Here is a 17,008-nt window from a genome sequence, read left to right on the forward strand (position 1 = left end):
ACTCATGAACAAGCAAGTTATCACTAGCGAGCAGGCACCTGCCGCAATCGGACCCTACTCCCAGGCCATCAAGGTCGGCAACACTGTCTATCTATCAGGCCAGATACCTCTGGACCCGGCTACTATGGAGGTCGTTGAGGGTTTTGAAGCGCAGGTATGTCGCGTATTCGACAACCTCACTGCGGTTGCCGAGGCTGCTGGCGGCACGCTGCAGGATATCGTCAAATTGAACATTTTCCTGACCGACTTGGGCAACTTCGCCAAGGTCAATGAGATCATGGAGCGCTATTTCGAGAAGCCTTATCCAGCTCGCGCTGCGATCGGCGTCGCCGCATTGCCCAAGGGTGTGCCGGTAGAAATGGACGGCATCATGGTGGTCGGCTAACGCCCACCACAGCGGCAAGCTTTAAGCTACAAGCCGCAAGCTGAAAGAAAAAAACCGCGCAGGCCGAACCCGCGCGGTTTTTTTGCCTACAGCAGCAACAAGAGCCGTCGCTGCTCTTCAACGACCCAGCCGCCACCTAAAGCCTACTTGTAGCTTAAGACTTGCAGCTGGCGACGCCGGCTCAGCCGAGCTTCGCATCAAGGCTGATATCCGCTTTCAGCAGCTTGGAGATAGGGCAACCACTCTTGGCTTTGCCAGCAATCTCATCAAACTCTTTCTGGTCAATACCGGGGATCGTGGCGCTCATAGTCAACGCCACAGCGGTAACCGCAAAGCCATCATCCTGCTTGGTTAGCGTGACGACGGCCTTGGTATCAATACTGTCTGGCGTGTAACCCGCCTCGCCCAATAGCATGGAGAACGCCATGGAGAAGCAGCCAGCATGGGCAGCACCAATCAGTTCTTCCGGGTTAGTACCCGGCTCACCCTCAAACCGAGTGTTAAACCCATAGGGATTAGCTTTCAACGCCCCACTTTCGGTGGAAATGGTGCCCTTGCCTTCTTTGAGAGAGCCCTGCCAATGGGCTGATGCTGACTTATTCATATAGTACTCCTCGTTTTGCGAGTGCCGCAGACGGCCGAATAGCCATCTGGTTTCATGCAAATTGGTTCAGCCGGGTGAACGTCATCACCGCAGACAGGTCATTACTAAATGATTGCCAAATACCGTTAACAAGCTGCAGTGTCTTTATTGCTGTCCCTACACCGACAAGGAAATCCAGTGAATAATTCCCCGCGCGTTTACCTTTCTCTTTTCGGCCTTGCGCTGACGCTAACCGGTTGTGGCGCTCAGCAGGCACTGCCGATCAAAGCTGGCATGGGCCCCCACCCCGCCCTGCCAGAGCCAAACTCAAGCCTGTTGCCGACGGTGAATATTGCTCCCGCGGTGGGTTGGCCGACGGGTGCAACGCCCCAAGCTGGCAAAGGCTTGCAAGTCGCTGCCTTTGCCAAAGGCCTTGATCACCCGCGCTGGTTACATGTGCTGCCCAACGGTGATGTACTGGTTGCTGAAACCAATGCACCAGCCAAACCAGAGGGCAGCGGCGGCGTGAAGGAGTGGGTCGCTAACCGGGTAATGACCAAAGCCGGGGCGACCACCCCAAGTGCCGACCGTATCAGCCTGCTACGGGACAGCAATGGCGACGGCGTTGCCGACCAACGCACCGTTTTTATCGACAACCTGCACTCACCCTTCGGTATGGCGCTGGTTGGCAACGATCTCTACGTCGCCAACACAGATGGCGTGGTGCGGTTTTCCTATCACGCCGACCAAACGCAGATCAGCGCGCCGGGCGAGCTGGTTACCGCGCTACCCGCAGGCACACTGAACCATCACTGGACCAAGAACCTGATCGCCAGCCCTGATGGCAGCAAGCTCTACGCCACAGTGGGCTCCAATAGTAATGTCGCGGAGAACGGGCTGGAGCAAGAGCAGGGCCGCGCGGCAATTTGGGAGATAGATCCCACCACCGGCAGTAAGCGGATTTACGCCAGCGGGCTGCGTAACCCGGTAGGCATGGCGTGGGAGTCTTATAGCAGCACCCTATGGACAGTGGTCAATGAGCGCGACGAGCTAGGCAATGATCTGGTGCCGGATTACATGACATCAGTCCAGGATGGCGGCTTCTATGGCTGGCCATGGAGCTACTACGGTCAGCACCTGGACGAACGTGTCACCCCGCGCAATCCAGCCCAGGTCGCCAAGGCACTGGTGCCCGACTACGCCCTCGGCGCGCACACGGCATCGCTGGGGCTGAGCAATGCCGTCGGTAGCCGCCTACCCGCGCCTTTCACAGAGGGTTTGTTCATCGGCCAGCATGGCTCCTGGAATCGCGAACCCCATAGTGGCTACCAAGTGCTCTTCGTCCCCTTCAAGGAAGGTCGGCCAAATGATGCGCCTTACACCGTACTAGACGGCTTTCTCAACGCGAAAGGCGAGGCGCAGGGCCGCCCGGTTGGCGTCGCCATCGACGGACAGGGCGCACTGCTGGTCGCCGATGACGTCGGCAATGTTGTCTGGCGCGTCAGCGCCGCCGAGCAGAACTGACGCCTACTGGTTCAGATCTTCAGCAGCTCGGCGTAGCCCTCGCGGAAGCTGGGATACGCTGGCTGCCAGCCAAACTCTCGAGCCAGCGCGTTGCTGCAACGCTTGCTGCCGGTGCGAGTAGAAACCGGGCCGTCCGCTTGCAAGCGTGTGCCTAATTGCTCTGCCAGCCAACTGGTCACCTCGAACAGGCTGGCCGGCTCGTCATCCACACCCAAATAGCAGGGCGCCAGCAGCTCACGCTTATCGGCCAGAGCCAACAGATGAGCCAAAAGACTCACCGCATCATCACGATGGATACGATTAGTATATTGCGGCGGCTCTGCGGGCACCTTTAGGCCATCACGCACCTGCTGGATCAAACGATTACGACCCGGCCCATAAATACCAGCCAGACGTACCACACTCGCCGGCACCCCGCTACGTAGCGCGATATCCTCTGCCGCCAACAGCTTGCGGGACGTTGGCGAGTCGGCAAGGGCCCGACTGTTCTCGGTTACCCACTCCCCTTCCGATTGCGCATAAACCCCGGTACTGGATACCTGCAAAAGGTAATTAAGCCGCTGACCACTGCTTTTTATCCAAGCCAACACATGCTCCAGACCATCAACATAAAGCTGCTGATATAGCTCCGGTTCACGCTTGCCAGCGGCCGGACAGTAGACCAGATAGTCGACTTTGGCTGGCCAGTCTGCCGGTTTTTCAGCCTGGGTCAGGTCGGCAGCAATAGGCACTACACCTTCTGGCAGCTGCCCCGGATCACGCCGCAGCCCATATACTTGCCAGCCACGTGCCAATAACTGATGCGCCAACGCCGTTCCCACATCACCGCAGCCAGCAATAACGACCTGCTTCATAACCACCTCGTTGATAACGTTTGACTGCCACACTCTAGGTTCTGGAACCGCTGAACCGCAAGCTGGGATGCGGCCCGGATAATATCAAGCGTGCCACACATATAAGCTCACAACCGGACGCTTCTGATTGTTTTACTCTATCGATCAAAGGGCTATGCTAGCGTTTAACGATTCACCGCTACCAGCCCAGGCCGCAACACGATGACCCTGACCGAATTACGCTACATAGTGACACTCGCCCAAGAACAGCATTTTGGCCACGCAGCAGAGCGCTGCCATGTGTCCCAGCCAACGCTCAGTGTTGGGGTGAAAAAGCTCGAGGACGAGTTGGGCATCATGATTTTTGAGCGCAGCAAAAGTGCCGTGAGGGTGACACCCATCGGCCAGCGTATCGTCGGGCAGGCGCAAAAGGTACTCGAAGAAGCCTTGGCGATTCGCGAGCTGGCCAGCGCTGGCAAAAACCAGTTGGCCGCCCCGCTCAAGGTCGGTGCTATTTACACCATCGGGCCTTATTTGTTCCCGCACCTGGTGCCGCAATTGCACAAGGTAGCGCCGGAAATGCCGCTGTATATCGAAGAGAACTTCACCCACGTACTGCGCGACAAGCTGCGCAATGGCGAGCTCGATGCCATCATCATCGCGTTGCCGTTTCAGGAACCCGATGTACTGACCATGCCGCTCTACGATGAGCCCTTCAGCCTGCTGATTCCCGCCAGCCACCCTTGGGCCGAGCGTACCAACGTCAGCCTGGACGAACTCGACGACAACAAGCTGTTGCTGCTCGGCGAAGGGCACTGCTTCCGCGATCAGGTCCTGGAAGCCTGCCCCACCGTGCGCAAAGGGGACGAGCAGCACAAGCACACGACGGTTGAATCCAGCTCGCTGGAAACCATACGCCACATGGTTGCCTCCGGTATTGGCATGACCGTACTGCCGATGTCTGCGGCCGATGACCGCTACTACAGCTCGGATTTGCTGGTGACCAAAGCCTTCGCTGCGCCGGCCCCCTACCGCACGGTCGCCATCGCCTGGCGTGCGAGCTTTCCTCGCCCCAAAGCCGTCGAGATGCTCAGCGACTCGATCCGCCTATGCTCGGTGGGCCAGCCGCCAAAGTGAGTAGCGTCGCCGAACATACGTCACTGACGGTGCTCAAGGGCATCGGCCCGGCGCTCGCAGAAAAACTGGGTAAGCTAGGCCTGAACAGCGTTCAGGACGTCCTTTTTCATCTACCGCTGCGCTATCAGGATAGAACGCGCGTCACCCCCATTGGCGCTTTGAACCCAGGGCTCGATGCGGTTATCGAGGGCGTGGTGGTGGCCGCCGATGTGGTTATGGGTCGACGCCGCAGCCTGCTCTGTCGCATCCAGGACGGCAGCGGCACCATTAGCCTGCGCTTCTATTATTTCTCGGCCGCGCTAAAGGCCAACCTCAGCCGCGGTAGTCGCTGGCGCTGTTATGGTGAAGTACGTCCCGGCGCTTCCGGGCTGGAAATCTATCATCCGGAGATGCAGAACCTGGATGGCTCCGAGCCGCTGCCGGTCAACGAGACGCTCACACCGATTTATCCGGCGACTGAGGGTCTGTCACAGCAGCGCCTGCGTAGCCTTAGCGAGTCTGCGCTCGGCTGGCTGGCCAACGGCAATCATCTACCCGAGTGGCTGCCTGCTGCCCTGGCCGAGCAATACCAGCTACCCTCATTGCATCAAGCCGTACAGATACTCCACCGCCCGCCACCCGACATCGACCTGGAAGCGCTACAGGATGGTCGTCATTGGGCTCAACACCGGCTAGCGTTTGAGGAGCTGATGACACACCAGTTGGCCATGCTCCGGTTGCGCGCGCAAATGCGCGAGCATCGCTCTCCCGTTATGCAGGCCGAAGGCACCCTGGCCAAAGCTTTTCTGCAACAACTGGGCTTTCCACTGACCGGTGCCCAGGCCAGAGTAGCTGACGAGGTGCTGGGCGACCTGGCCCAGCCCAAACCCATGCTGCGGCTGGTTCAAGGTGATGTTGGCGCCGGCAAGACGGTTGTCGCTGCGCTGGCCGCATTGCAGGCGCAGGAAGCGGGCTGGCAGGTCGCGCTGATGGCGCCGACCGAAATTCTGGCCGAACAGCACTTCAATAACTTCCAACGCTGGTTTTCTGCCCTCGGCCTGTCCGTCGCATGGATCGCCGGGAAACTAAAAGGCAAAGCACGCGCCAACCAGCTGCAAATGATTGCCACCGGCGAAGCCGCCATGGTGGTCGGTACCCACGCGCTGTTTCAGAATGAAGTGCAGTTCCACAACCTGGGCCTGGCGATCATCGACGAGCAGCATCGCTTTGGCGTGCAGCAACGCCTGGCCTTGCGTGACAAAGGCGCCGCCGGCGGCTTTTCGCCGCATCAACTGATCATGACCGCTACCCCCATTCCGCGCACGCTGGCCATGAGCGCCTACGCCGATCTGGATACCTCGATCCTGGACGAACTGCCACCCGGCCGCACCCCGGTAAACACCGTGCTGGTCTCTGACAGCCGCCGGCCAGAAGTGATCGAGCGGGTACGCGCTGGATGCGCCGAGGGACGACAGGCCTATTGGGTCTGCACCCTGATCGAAGAGTCCGAGCAGCTACAGGCACAGGCCGCCGAAGGCGCTTGGGAAGACCTCTGCAACAGCCTACCGGAGCTGTCCATAGGCCTTATTCACGGTCGCATGAAAGGGGCGGAAAAAGCCGAGATCATGGCTGCTTTCAAAGGCGGCGATCTGCATCTGCTGGTGGCGACCACCGTCATCGAAGTCGGTGTCGATGTGCCCAATGCCAGTCTCATGGTGATTGAAAACCCGGAACGCCTGGGGCTGGCACAACTGCATCAGCTGCGCGGACGGGTCGGGCGTGGCAGCGCCGCCAGCCACTGCGTCTTGCTCTATCACGCCCCCCTATCGGCGCTGGGTCGCGAACGTCTGGGCATCATGCGTGAGAGCAGCGATGGCTTCGTGATCGCAGAAAAAGATCTCGCCTTGCGTGGCCCGGGTGAGGTACTAGGTACTCGCCAGACCGGGCTAGTACAGTTCCGCGTCGCGGATTTGATGCGCGATGCCGACCTGCTTCCGGCAGTCCAACAGGCAGCGCAACAGCTAGCCAAAGAATACCCGGCACATGTTCAGCCACTGCTGGACCGCTGGATCGCCCAGGGACAGCATTTTGCCCAGGTCTGAGGGCGATTCTGCTCAGCCTGTCAGCGGGCATGCTAAGATCTGGAAAAAGCCTTATAAGCCATGAGCCCGTCTCAACCAACGGATCAAGGAAAGAGCAATGAGCAATCAAGCCGCACGCGACACCCACAGCACCAGCCTGCCTGACCTGATCGAAAAATTACTGCAACAACAAGGCATTGGCTATCAGCTGCGACCATTGGAATATGCCGGTCCGGTAGCACAGCAAGTACAGGCAAGCCTGCTTTGCGACAGCCTGGGCACTGTGCTTTCATTGATTCCCAAGGACCACCTGCTTGACCTTAAACGGCTAAGCAGTCTGCTTGGCCGGGAGCTGCAACCAGTGCGCGATAGTGAACTGCAGCGCATTTTGAGCAAACACCAGCTCAGCGAGCTGCCCGGCTTACCCATCTTGTTCAACTCCCCCTGTGTCTGCGAGCAAGCGCTGCTGGAGCAAGCCTGTCTGACCCTCGATAGCGGCTTGCCCGGCTGGTGTCTGCAGATCAGCCAGGACGACGCCAAGACCCTGATGGCCAAAGCGAGCATGGCGCGCTTCTCGATCCCCCTGAGCAGCCTGCAAAATCCAGCCGCAAGCCCTGAGCAGGACACCCAGGATCTATCCGAGGCAGTGCAGAACTTCACCGCCCTGCGCATGAAGCAGCGCCTGGAAGAAACCATCGAGATTCCTCCACTACCGGAGACCGCACACAAAATCATGAAGCTGCGGGTTAATCCCGAAGCCGGTATCGACGAGTTGGCCGACGTAGTAGAGACCGATCCCAGCCTGGCTGCTCAAGTCGTTAGCTGGGCCGCATCGCCCTACTACGCCGCACCCGGCAAGATAAAATCGGTAGAAGATGCCATTGGCCGGGTACTGGGCTTTGATCTGGTAATCAACTTAGCGGTCGGGCTTTCACTGGGCAAAACGTTCAAGCTACCCAAGGATGCACCCGATCGCAGCACTCCCTACTGGGAACAGTCGATCTATACGGCCGCCGTCATTGAGGGGCTGGCAAAAGCCATGCCGCGCGAGAAGCGCCCGGAACTCGGCCTGAATTACCTGGCAGGCCTGCTGCATAACTTCGGTTATCTGGTGCTGGCCTACATTTTCCCACCCTACTTCAAGATGATCTGCCGTCACGTAGAGGCCAACCCGCATGTAGCGCCGCACCTCATAGAGCAGCACCTGATTGGCGTCACCCGTGATCAGATTGGTAGCTGGCTGATGCGTTATTGGGATATGCCTGAGGAAGTCAGCGTTGCCCTGCGCCAACAGCACAACCCTCACTATCGGGGCGAGCAACATGTTTATGCCAACCTGGTCTATCTGACACTAGCACTGCTCAGCCGCCATCGTATTGGCTCAGGCCCGGAAATGCCGATACCCGATACGCTGCTCGAGCGCTTGGGCTTGACTGAAGGCGAGGCTGAAGAGGTAGTAGGAAAGGTACTGCAGGCGCGCGATGCGCTGAGGGTGCTGGTAAGCAAGTATCAGCCGGAGAACTAAGCAGCAGAACTGCTAGTTTTGCTGCAACGGAGGTCGAGTAACGACCTCCGTCACTCGGTACGATCAGTTGACAGCGTCTTTGAGACTCTTGCCAGGCTTGAAAGAAACCGTATTGCTCGCCTTGATCTGTACAGGCGCGCCGGTTTGTGGATTTTTGCCGGTGCGGGCACCACGGTGACGTTGCAGGAAGGTTCCAAAACCGACCAAGGTGACTGAGTCTTGGCGACTCAGAGCTTGAGTGATTTCATCCAGTACGGCGTTAAGCACTCGGTTTGCCTGGTCCTTGCTCAAGTCAGCCTTGTCGGCAATCGCCGCCGCGAGATCCGGTTTACGCATATGAAGCCTCATTTTTTCTGTTGTTTTTGTTGTTTTTGTTGTTACCGCCACTATCCTCGCAGCGGAAGTGATTTAGCCACAGGACCACCGGCCCAGCCGCTCTGCCACGCATAATCAGCATGGCACGACTGACTGAATTACGCCAGTGATCGGGCGCTGGAAGAGGCGCTGGAACACGCAATTTCCCGACCAAAGGACAAAGCGCCTGGCTCAGGCCTGCGCCGCGACTAACCAGCCCGGCAATTCACGCGTCAACTTAAGCTTTTCAGCAACCTTGCTGCCGGTTAAGGCAAAGCCATGTAGCTGACCTTGATCATCATGAAACAGCGCCTGCAGATCGCCGTCTTCGCCAGTGGTTCTCCAATGACCCGACGCCGCTGTCAGTGGTGGCGCAACCACCAGGGGGCAAGCAGGCGTTTTCACCATGACCGGCATGGCCGGGTAACTCACCTCCGTAACTGTACCGCACAGCGTTTTAGCCAGTGCACGAGCTGCCGTCATCAGCGGCATTACGTACATCAGATTCAGGCCCTGCACCTCGGCACAGTCACCTAGCGCATAAATATGCAGCTGGCTGGTAGCCAGGGCGCGATCAACGATAATACCTCGGCCGATTTCCAGTCCTGCGGTCTCTGCCAACGCCAATCGTGGGGTCAGCCCTGTGGCCGATAGGGCCTGATCAGCCCGGATTTCACTGCCGTCATCCAGGCGCAGACTCACGCCGTGCTCAGCCACCGCCAGCGATTCGATGGCGCAACCCAGATGGAAGACCGCGCCGAGCGCCTCCAGCCTGGCCTGCACGGCTGCGGCTACGGGCTCAGGGATCAATTGCGGCATCAGGTAAGGATCGGACGCAACCACCGTGACGGCGTAGCCGCCGGACAACAAATCGTTGGCAAACTCGCAGCCAATCAGGCCTGCGCCAATAATCAGCACGTCGTGTTTGCCCTCAAGCGCAGACCGAAAGCGGCTGTAATCCTGCAGATCATTGACCGATAGCAGCCGCTCACCCAAGGCGTCAGCCCACGGGAGTTGGCGGGGCGCTGCGCCCAACGCCAGTACCAGGTCGGAATAAGGCTGTTGGCGCTCGCCCAATTGCAACACTCGGCGCTCGGCGTCGATAGCTGTCACTTGCGTGTGAGTGAAAATCTGCGCGCTGAGCTGCTCGGACATCGCAGCGGCATCTTGCATCGCCAGCTCGTCAGCCTTCTTGCCCTTGGCAAAACCGTTAGAGAGCATGGGCTTGGAGTAAAAGCGCCCATCATCAGCGGTCACCAAGACCAGCTCGCGATCTGCGTCCAGCTTGCGCACCTCTTTGGCCAGGTTATAACCAGCCAAACCCGTACCCACAATAACCAGCGGAGCCTCGTCACTCACCTATGTCTCTCCCTGAAGCGCTATCAACCGATCTCGATCATTTCGAAATCTTCTTTGCCTACTCCGCAATCGGGACACATCCAGTCTACGGGGACATCCTCCCAAGGCGTACCTGCCGATATGCCCTCATCCGGCCAACCTTCGGCTTCGTCGTAAATAAAACCACACACGATACACTGCCACTTCTTCATTGCTGCTACCTGTATCAGTTGAAAATATGCTGCTAAAGACACTACCGCAATTGTGATGCAAGTCCAAGGCCAGGCCTATTGGAACGCCGCCTCTGGCCACGCTGATCACCCCGTGCCAGCGCGGCGCAGCGCTGTTTCATGCTACACTGCTGGACATTGCCCAAACGCCTGCCGGAGAGATCCTGTCGCAATGCTGCCCGACTGGTTTACCACTGATTCCCACCCTGCTCCGCCACCTGCCCCCCTGTTCAATTGGCTCTGCGCTGAGGGATCGCTTACCCAGCGCTTGACCGAGGCAGGCAATCAGGACTTTCACGTGCAACTGCTTGAACAGTGCCAGCAGCCAGCGCGCCAGGATGAAGCGTTGGCATTGGGTGTGACACCAGGCGAGGCGGTATGGGCGCGCGAAGTGCTACTGCATACGGATGGCGCAGCGCGCGTGTTCGCGCGCACGGTCGCACCGCTGAGCGCGCTCGGCAGTGCCGCGATGGAGTTGAACAATCTGGGCACCACTAGCCTCGGACACCTGCTGTTTCGTAATCCGCAAATTAGCCGCGGCCCAATTGAAATAAGTCAGTACCCAGCGCACTGGCTGCCAGCCGAGTACAAGGCCAACGGGCTTTGGGCACGACGTTCACACTTTTCCGATGGCCAGTTGCAGCTTCTGGTCTGTGAAGTATTCTTGCAGGGCTGGCCGCGCGCCGGCACCTGATCCACTGTCTATCTGGAGTGATCCCTTGCTAGGCCTGCTGATTAAACCCTTGGGGCGGCTGCATCCAAAAGCCAACGACTACATTCAACTGATGCGGCTGGATCGCCCCATTGGCACCTACTTACTGCTATGGCCAACCCTGTGGGCGCTCTGGCTGGCTGCCGAAGGTATGCCTGGGACCGCCAACCTGGTGATTTTTATTCTCGGCGTTATTCTGATGCGCGCCGCCGGCTGTGTCATTAATGACTATGCCGATCGCAATCTCGATGGCCATGTCACCCGCACCCGACAGCGCCCATTGGCGACCGGCCGCATCAGCGCCAAGCAGGCGCTCATCCTTTTTGCCGTTCTGGTAATACTCAGCGCCGCTCTGGTGCTGTTCACCAACAAGCTAACCATCATGCTGTCATTTGGCGGCATCGCACTGGCCGCCATCTATCCGTTCTGCAAACGCTTTACCTTCTATCCACAAGTCGTGCTGGGCGCGGCTTTCTCCTGGGCTATCCCCATGGCCTTTGCCGCCCAGGCCAACAGCCTGCCGCCGGAGCTATGGCTGGTCTTTCTGGCTAACCTGCTGTGGACCGTCGCCTACGATACCGAGTACGCCATGTGTGACCGCGAAGACGACCTGCGCATTGGCATCAAGTCGACCGCGATCCTCTTTGGCGAAGCCGATCGTGCCATTATTGGCATGTTGCAGGGCTTAACACTTATCTGCCTGCTTCTGGTCGGTTCTCGCTTCGAGCTTGGCCTTTATTATTATCTCGGTCTGGGCGGCATGGCGCTCGGCTTTGTCTGGCAGCACTGGCTGATCCGCGAACGCGACGCTCAGGCCTGCTTGAGCGCTTTCCTGGCTAACCACTGGGCGGGCATGCTGGTTTTCATCGGACTGGCTCTGGATTACTGGCTGTAGCCGCGCCGAGGACGCCAATAAAGGCTCAATCTTCATCGTCTCGACGCTGACTGGTCACACAAATGAAATAAAAATGTTATCTAATCGACGCATGTCAGCAATCTGCAACGAGACGGTAAATCATGTCAGGCAAAACCATTCTGATCGTCGATGACGAAGCACCAATCCGGGAAATGATCGCGGTTGCACTGGAGATGGCAGGCTACGACTGCCTGGAAGCCGAGAATACCCAGCAGGCGCATGCCAGCATCATCGATAGCAAACCGGACCTTATCCTGCTCGACTGGATGCTGCCCGGCACCACAGGTATCGAGCTGGCGCGCCGGCTCAAGCGTGATGAAATGACCACCGATATTCCGATCATCATGCTGACCGCCAAAGGCGAAGAGGACAACAAGATCCAGGGGCTGGAAGTAGGCGCCGACGACTACATCACCAAACCCTTCTCGCCCCGCGAGCTAGTGGCGCGCCTGAAGGCAGTATTGCGCCGTGCTGGCCCGGTAGACAACGAAGCTCCTATCGAAGTATCCGGCCTGCATCTGGACCCCGTCAGCCACCGCGTAACCATCGATGATAGCGCTGCCGAAATCGGCCCCACCGAATACCGACTCCTGCAATTTTTCATGACCCATCAGGAACGCGCCTATACTCGCGGCCAATTGCTTGATCAGGTATGGGGCGGCAATGTGTACGTGGAAGAGCGAACTGTTGATGTGCATATTCGCCGACTGCGCAAGGCACTTGGCAGTAACTATGAGCATTTGGTACAAACCGTACGCGGCACTGGCTATCGATTCTCTACCAAGGCGTGAGCATGTGACTGCTTCGCGGATCAATTGCCGCCTGGTGCCGGCGTCATTTAGCAGGCGAAGGAGTTCCTGTGGGTAAAAACAGTTTCAGCCGGGTATTGAGCCAGCTTCTGTTGCTGGTACTGGTCTGCCTGCTGGTTGGCTGGATCATTGAGCAGCCAGCCTGGACCCTGGCGCTGGGCCTGGGGTTCTATCTGGCCTGGACTCTACGTCAGATGTCGCGCTTCTATGAGTGGCTCAGCACACACCCGAATGAGCCACCACCAGAAGCCAAAGGCGTCTGGGGAGAAATTTTCGATAGCATCTATCATTTGCAACGACGCGACGGGCGCATGCGTGCGCGTCTGCAGGCTGTCATCGACCGCATTCAATCCTCAACTGCCGCTCTGCGTGATGCCGTCGTGATGATCGACAAAGAGGGTCACCTGGAATGGTGGAACCACTCCGCAGAGCGGCTGCTCGGTCTGCGCACGCCGGATGATAGCGGCCAGCACGTCAACAACCTGATACGTGATCCGCGCTTTATCGAGTATTTCGAAAGTGGCGACTTTCGCGAGCCGCTGGAAATTCACTCGCCCATCAACCTGAACACCCAACTGCAGTATGCCGTTACTCGCTATGGCCTGGGCGAGCGCTTGATGGTGGTGCGCGACGTAACCCGACTACACAATCTTGAGCAAATGCGTAAGGATTTTGTGGCCAACGTCTCGCATGAGCTACGCACGCCGCTTACGGTCGTAGTGGGCTACGTGGAAACGCTGCTCGATAGCGAAGCCGACATGAATCCGCGCTGGAAGCGACCATTGCAGCAGATGCAGCAGCAATCCAGCCGCATGCAGAGCCTGCTCAATGACTTGCTGCTGTTAGCGCGCCTTGAGACTTCAGACCATACCAGCGACGATCAGTACATTGACGTGAAGCCGATGCTGGAAAGCATTCGCAAGGATGCCCAAGCCTTGTCAGGCGAACAAGGTCACCAGGTAACATTGGAGATTGAGGGCAACACCCGTCTGCATGGCGTTGAAGGCGAGCTACGCAGTGCTTTCTCAAACCTGGCCTTTAATGCCGTGAAATACACGCCTGAGCAAGGCGAGATCAAACTGCACTGGTGGAGTGACGATGCCGGGCAGCACCTGTCTGTAACGGATAATGGCGTCGGTGTCGCGCCGCAGCACCTCAACCGATTAACCGAACGTTTCTACCGCGTTGACTCCAGTCGCAGTACCAATACTGGAGGAACGGGACTGGGATTGGCCATCGTCAAGCACGTACTGCTGCGCCATCAGGGCCGGCTGGAAATTCTGAGCCGCCTGGGGGAAGGCAGCACCTTTATCTGCCACTTCCCTGCTCGTCGCTCGAGCTGAGGGCATCAGGCCCCGGGGCTGTAATGCTGCTGTGCCGTGCCTGAGGCGACCAATCGCGACAGGTAATCGAGTTTCTGCGGATCCTGATCTACAAACTTGAGCGTGACCTTGACCCACTCGCAGTCTACATTGGGTTCCAACGCGGCAACCGCATGGATATAGACGTTAAGACGCGCGACCGACTGATCACTGTCTTGCTCCAGATCCAGCACCCCGCTTTCAAATACCAGCGGCATACGCTCGCCACGGCGCACAACCACCAGTGCATCGCGCAGGCTTAAGGTTTTGATGACACAACCAAACTGCTGGCCAGGCAATCGCAGCTGAGCCTGGCCGCGCACGGACTGAGCCGCCGCAGGGGGTGGCGAAGTCGGGGCGCCGGGAAAAGGATTGGTTGGCTTGGCTGGCTGCGCCGGCCGGGCTGCCGCCGGTGCCTCAGTATTCCGACCACCGGTCAGGCTTGCTACTGACCCCTGCGCGATGCCGGTACTGGGTGTAGGTGCCTGCCGTCCCTGCAACAAGTCCAACTTACCTGCGCGCTGCAACGCTTTTTTTACCTTGGTGATAAACTGTTCGTTGGTGAAGGGCTTGCTAATGTAGTCGGTCACGCCAGCCTGAATGGCTTCAACTACGTTTTCCTTATCGCCGCGGCTGGTCACCATGACAAAGGGTACTTTCGCTCTATCCGGCTGCGCGCGAAACCACTGGAGTAGCTCCAGACCGCCCATCTCCGGCATTTCCCAGTCACACAGAATCAGATCGAACGAGCTGCGCTCCAGCACCTGCTGCGCCTTGCGGCCATTGATGGCCTCCTCGATCTGCAAACCGGGGAAGTAGCTACGTAGAGCCTTTTTCACCAGATCTCGAATGAAAGGTGCATCATCGACGATCAGGACTGACACTTTTGCCATGGTTTCTTGATTCCTCTAGTAATGCTCCTAGCTTAGCGCAGAGCGCCATAAATACCTCAGTAGCTTTGCAGCAAAGAGCCGCTATTGAAAGCATTTACACCGCACTATTTCGGTAAAATTGCTGGAAACTTAAGGTTTTAATCGGCTGAAGTAACAGCCGGCTGCGCATGCAAGGCACGCCACTGCCACGATGCAAGCCTGGTTTATCGGACCAGCTATGAGATCACCCTGTCCACTGCGCTAGCGCCGAGACGTGACAAAGCGTCACTTGCCATTTGGCTAAATAACGTCCATGTTTACTCTCAGAAAGACGCTCGCAAAGCGCTCACTACAAGCAGGTCAAACTGCCTATTCCGTTAAGCTCGTGAGGACTTCCTTATGAAACGCATACTGCTATCGGTAATGACTACCGGCGCCTTATTGACCGCCGGTACGGTATTCGCTAGTGCAGGTGAAGATCTGTACAACAGCAAGGCCTGTGTCGCCTGCCACAGAATCGACACCAAGCTGGTCGGCCCAGCCTACACCGAGGTCGCCAAGAAGTACGCCGGACAGGAAGGTGCAGTGGAAACGGTTGCTGGCCACATCAAAAATGGCATTTCCGGACTCTGGGGCCCGATTCCCATGCCGCCAAACCAGGTAACCGACGAAGAGGCCAAAATACTGGCCGAGTGGGTACTCAGCCATAACTGAGTCAAACCAACCCACTAAAAAAACCGCCATCTGGCGGTTTTTTTGTAGCTGCTGCAGCCGAGCTTATTCTGGATTATCTTCCCGGCGCACTTCAGCTTCCATGCGCTTGAGGCCGATATGACGCACATCGGTACCCTTGACCAGATAGATCACATGCTCTGCCACGTTGCGCGCATGGTCGCCCACACGCTCGAGTGAACGCAGCACCCAAAGAATGTTGAGCACCCGAGAGATGGAACGCGGATCTTCCATCATGAAGGTGATCATCTCGCGCATAGCCGACTTGTACTCCTGGTCAACTGATTTATCTTCGCGCGCTACGGAAAACGCCTGATCCGTATCCATACGAGCAAAGGCATCCAGCGCCTCCTGCACCATGCGCCGCACATGATGGCCAATATGCCGACACTCGACATAGCCCTTGGGCGCCTGCCCAGCTTCAACCAGATCAATGGCACGACGCGCAATCTTGGAAGCCTCGTCACCGATACGCTCCAGATCGACGATGATCTTGCTGATACTGATCACCAGACGCAGATCGCTGGCAGCTGGCTGACGGCGCGCCAGAATGCGCATGCACTCCTGATCGATATCCAACTCCATCTGGTTGATGGCGTCGTCCTTCTCGCGGACCTGTTCGGCCAGCTTCGCATCGCCTTCAATCAGCGCCACAATCGCATCGTTTATCTGTTTCTCGACCAACCCACCCATTTCCAGCAGCTGGGTGCGAATTTCTTCCAGCTCGGAATTGAATTGCTGGGATATGTGCTGCTTAAACAGTTCTTTATCTGGCATGGTGCAATCCCCGGTTAGCCGTAACGGCCAGTGATATAGTCTTCCGTCTGCTTTTTCGACGGGTTGGTAAACAGGGTGTTGGTATCACCAAACTCGATCAACTCGCCCATGTACATGAAGGCAGTGTAGTCGGACACCCGCGCCGCCTGCTGCATGTTGTGGGTCACGATGACAATGGTGAACTTCGACTTGAGTTCATTGATCAATTCTTCAATCTTCAGCGTCGAGATCGGGTCCAGCGCCGAGGCAGGCTCGTCCAGCAACAGCACTTCCGGCTCAACCGCAATGGTGCGGGCAATAACCAGACGCTGCTGCTGACCACCGGACATACCGAGCGCCGACTCATTCAAACGATCCTTCACCTCATCCCAGAGTGCGGCGCCTTTAAGCGACCACTCGACGGCCTCATCCAGGGTACGCTTGTTGTTTACGCCCTGAATACGCAGGCCATAGGCAACGTTCTCGTAAATCGATTTTGGGAAGGGATTCGGCTTCTGGAATACCATGCCAACGCGGCGACGCAACTCGGAGACATTCACGCCCTTGGCGTAAATATCCTGGCCGTCCAGCAGGATTTCGCCGTCGACACGGCAGCTATCGACCAGGTCGTTCATCCGATTAAAGCAGCGCAACAGGGTCGACTTACCGCAACCTGACGGACCGATAAAGGCCGTTACGCGGTTACGAGGAATCTTGATGCTGACGTTATGCAACGCCTGCTTGGTGTCATAAAACAGGCTCAGGCCAGGCACTTCCAGCGCGATGGTTTCCTGGTCCATGCTCATTTCTTCATGAGGGCGACCCAGGGCGCTCATATCCATTGCATGGGTTTTGGTACTGTTAGACATAGTCTTGAGTCC

18 protein-coding genes are annotated in these 17,008 nt (G+C 57.7%); 10 read left to right on the forward strand and 8 right to left on the reverse strand.

What is annotated here, in order from left to right:
* Positions 1-4 precede the first annotated feature (4 nt).
* The gene (locus H4J77_RS06450) at positions 5-385 is read left to right on the forward strand and encodes a RidA family protein (RefSeq protein ID WP_123888124.1); all 381 of its coding nucleotides are present in this window, start codon (positions 5-7) and stop codon (positions 383-385) included.
* A gap of 181 nt (positions 386-566) precedes the next feature.
* Here H4J77_RS06450 and H4J77_RS06455 read toward each other — a convergent pair whose 3' ends face one another.
* Entirely contained in the window at positions 567-989 is a 423-nt protein-coding gene (locus H4J77_RS06455) for an OsmC family protein (RefSeq protein ID WP_182247587.1), read from the reverse strand.
* Positions 990-1,166: 177 nt separating this feature from the next.
* Here H4J77_RS06455 and H4J77_RS06460 point away from each other — a divergent pair, with 177 nt between their 5' ends.
* Positions 1,167-2,492 carry a PQQ-dependent sugar dehydrogenase gene (locus H4J77_RS06460; RefSeq protein ID WP_404940757.1) on the forward strand — a complete coding sequence of 442 codons (1,326 nt, stop codon included), beginning with the start codon at positions 1,167-1,169 and terminating at the stop codon, positions 2,490-2,492.
* Positions 2,493-2,503: 11 nt separating this feature from the next.
* Here the strand turns inward: H4J77_RS06460 and H4J77_RS06465 are convergent, their stop codons facing one another.
* Positions 2,504-3,346: an NAD-dependent epimerase/dehydratase family protein gene (locus H4J77_RS06465; protein ID WP_182247589.1), complete on the reverse strand. Its 843-nt coding sequence runs from the start codon at positions 3,344-3,346 to the stop codon at positions 2,504-2,506.
* Positions 3,347-3,547: 201 nt separating this feature from the next.
* Between H4J77_RS06465 and H4J77_RS06470 the strand changes: the two genes are divergently transcribed.
* From H4J77_RS06470 to H4J77_RS06480, 3 genes are all read left to right on the forward strand, one after another.
* Positions 3,548-4,462: a hydrogen peroxide-inducible genes activator gene (locus H4J77_RS06470; protein ID WP_182247591.1), complete on the forward strand. Its 915-nt coding sequence runs from the start codon at positions 3,548-3,550 to the stop codon at positions 4,460-4,462.
* Positions 4,459-6,543, forward strand: coding sequence for an ATP-dependent DNA helicase RecG (gene recG / locus H4J77_RS06475; protein ID WP_404940758.1), 2,085 nt, complete (start codon positions 4,459-4,461; stop codon positions 6,541-6,543). The genes H4J77_RS06470 and recG overlap by 4 nt, the downstream gene beginning before the upstream one ends.
* Positions 6,544-6,640: 97 nt before the next feature.
* The gene (locus H4J77_RS06480) at positions 6,641-8,047 is read left to right on the forward strand and encodes an aminoacyl-tRNA deacylase and HDOD domain-containing protein (RefSeq protein WP_182247595.1); all 1,407 of its coding nucleotides are present in this window, start codon (positions 6,641-6,643) and stop codon (positions 8,045-8,047) included.
* Between the two features lie 63 nt (positions 8,048-8,110).
* Here the strand turns inward: H4J77_RS06480 and H4J77_RS06485 are convergent, their stop codons facing one another.
* The 3 genes from H4J77_RS06485 to H4J77_RS06495 all read right to left on the reverse strand — a co-directional run bounded on the left by H4J77_RS06485 (position 8,111) and on the right by H4J77_RS06495 (position 9,951).
* Entirely contained in the window at positions 8,111-8,383 is a 273-nt protein-coding gene (locus H4J77_RS06485) for an HU family DNA-binding protein (protein ID WP_092287169.1), read from the reverse strand.
* 210 nt (positions 8,384-8,593) lie between these two features.
* Positions 8,594-9,760: an FAD-dependent oxidoreductase gene (locus tag H4J77_RS06490; RefSeq protein ID WP_182247597.1), complete on the reverse strand. Its 1,167-nt coding sequence runs from the start codon at positions 9,758-9,760 to the stop codon at positions 8,594-8,596.
* Between the two features lie 23 nt (positions 9,761-9,783).
* On the reverse strand, positions 9,784-9,951 hold the full coding sequence (locus H4J77_RS06495; protein ID WP_123888117.1) for a rubredoxin: 168 nt from the start codon (positions 9,949-9,951) through the stop codon (positions 9,784-9,786).
* Positions 9,952-10,141: 190 nt separating this feature from the next.
* Between H4J77_RS06495 and H4J77_RS06500 the strand changes: the two genes are divergently transcribed.
* The 4 genes from H4J77_RS06500 to phoR all read left to right on the forward strand — a co-directional run bounded on the left by H4J77_RS06500 (position 10,142) and on the right by phoR (position 13,749).
* On the forward strand, positions 10,142-10,663 hold the full coding sequence (locus H4J77_RS06500; RefSeq protein ID WP_182247599.1) for a chorismate lyase: 522 nt from the start codon (positions 10,142-10,144) through the stop codon (positions 10,661-10,663).
* 25 nt (positions 10,664-10,688) lie between these two features.
* Positions 10,689-11,576 (forward strand): 4-hydroxybenzoate octaprenyltransferase, encoded by an 888-nt coding sequence (gene ubiA / locus H4J77_RS06505; RefSeq protein WP_182247601.1) that lies wholly within the window; start codon positions 10,689-10,691, stop codon positions 11,574-11,576.
* 122 nt (positions 11,577-11,698) lie between these two features.
* On the forward strand, positions 11,699-12,388 hold the full coding sequence (gene phoB / locus H4J77_RS06510) for a phosphate regulon transcriptional regulator PhoB (RefSeq protein ID WP_182247603.1): 690 nt from the start codon (positions 11,699-11,701) through the stop codon (positions 12,386-12,388).
* Between the two features lie 68 nt (positions 12,389-12,456).
* Positions 12,457-13,749, forward strand: a complete 1,293-nt coding sequence (gene phoR, locus H4J77_RS06515) for a phosphate regulon sensor histidine kinase PhoR (protein ID WP_123888113.1) — start codon at positions 12,457-12,459, stop codon at positions 13,747-13,749.
* A gap of 5 nt (positions 13,750-13,754) precedes the next feature.
* Here phoR and H4J77_RS06520 read toward each other — a convergent pair whose 3' ends face one another.
* Positions 13,755-14,660, reverse strand: coding sequence for a response regulator (locus H4J77_RS06520; protein ID WP_182247605.1), 906 nt, complete (start codon positions 14,658-14,660; stop codon positions 13,755-13,757).
* A gap of 378 nt (positions 14,661-15,038) precedes the next feature.
* On the opposite strand from H4J77_RS06520, the gene H4J77_RS06525 reads away from it, so the two are divergent.
* Complete coding sequence (locus tag H4J77_RS06525) at positions 15,039-15,353, forward strand: c-type cytochrome (RefSeq protein WP_123888111.1); 315 nt, start codon at positions 15,039-15,041, stop codon at positions 15,351-15,353.
* Between the two features lie 63 nt (positions 15,354-15,416).
* On the opposite strand, the gene phoU is transcribed toward H4J77_RS06525, so the two are convergent.
* A complete protein-coding gene (gene phoU, locus H4J77_RS06530; protein ID WP_182247607.1) occupies positions 15,417-16,148 on the reverse strand; it encodes a phosphate signaling complex protein PhoU in 732 nt (243 codons plus the stop codon).
* 14 nt (positions 16,149-16,162) lie between these two features.
* Positions 16,163-16,996, reverse strand: a complete 834-nt coding sequence (gene pstB, locus H4J77_RS06535; protein ID WP_182247609.1) for a phosphate ABC transporter ATP-binding protein PstB — start codon at positions 16,994-16,996, stop codon at positions 16,163-16,165.
* Positions 16,997-17,008: the final 12 nt, after the last annotated feature.

This window comes from Pseudomonas sp. 5Ae-yellow (assembly GCF_014077575.1).
GTDB lineage: Bacteria > Pseudomonadota > Gammaproteobacteria > Pseudomonadales > Pseudomonadaceae > Halopseudomonas > Halopseudomonas neustonica.

Coding starts and splice junctions, on each gene's coding strand:
- phoB (WP_182247603.1), top strand. CDS start 11,699: ATGTCAGGCAAAACCATTCTGATCGTCGATGACGAAGCACCAATCCGG.
- H4J77_RS06480 (WP_182247595.1), top strand. CDS start 6,641: ATGAGCAATCAAGCCGCACGCGACACCCACAGCACCAGCCTGCCTGAC.
- pstB (WP_182247609.1), bottom strand. CDS start 16,996: ATGTCTAACAGTACCAAAACCCATGCAATGGATATGAGCGCCCTGGGT.
- H4J77_RS06485 (WP_092287169.1), bottom strand. CDS start 8,383: ATGCGTAAACCGGATCTCGCGGCGGCGATTGCCGACAAGGCTGACTTG.
- H4J77_RS06495 (WP_123888117.1), bottom strand. CDS start 9,951: ATGAAGAAGTGGCAGTGTATCGTGTGTGGTTTTATTTACGACGAAGCC.
- H4J77_RS06450 (WP_123888124.1), top strand. CDS start 5: ATGAACAAGCAAGTTATCACTAGCGAGCAGGCACCTGCCGCAATCGGA.
- H4J77_RS06465 (WP_182247589.1), bottom strand. CDS start 3,346: ATGAAGCAGGTCGTTATTGCTGGCTGCGGTGATGTGGGAACGGCGTTG.
- H4J77_RS06520 (WP_182247605.1), bottom strand. CDS start 14,660: ATGGCAAAAGTGTCAGTCCTGATCGTCGATGATGCACCTTTCATTCGA.
- H4J77_RS06500 (WP_182247599.1), top strand. CDS start 10,142: ATGCTGCCCGACTGGTTTACCACTGATTCCCACCCTGCTCCGCCACCT.
- H4J77_RS06525 (WP_123888111.1), top strand. CDS start 15,039: ATGAAACGCATACTGCTATCGGTAATGACTACCGGCGCCTTATTGACC.
- phoU (WP_182247607.1), bottom strand. CDS start 16,148: ATGCCAGATAAAGAACTGTTTAAGCAGCACATATCCCAGCAATTCAAT.
- H4J77_RS06470 (WP_182247591.1), top strand. CDS start 3,548: ATGACCCTGACCGAATTACGCTACATAGTGACACTCGCCCAAGAACAG.
- H4J77_RS06455 (WP_182247587.1), bottom strand. CDS start 989: ATGAATAAGTCAGCATCAGCCCATTGGCAGGGCTCTCTCAAAGAAGGC.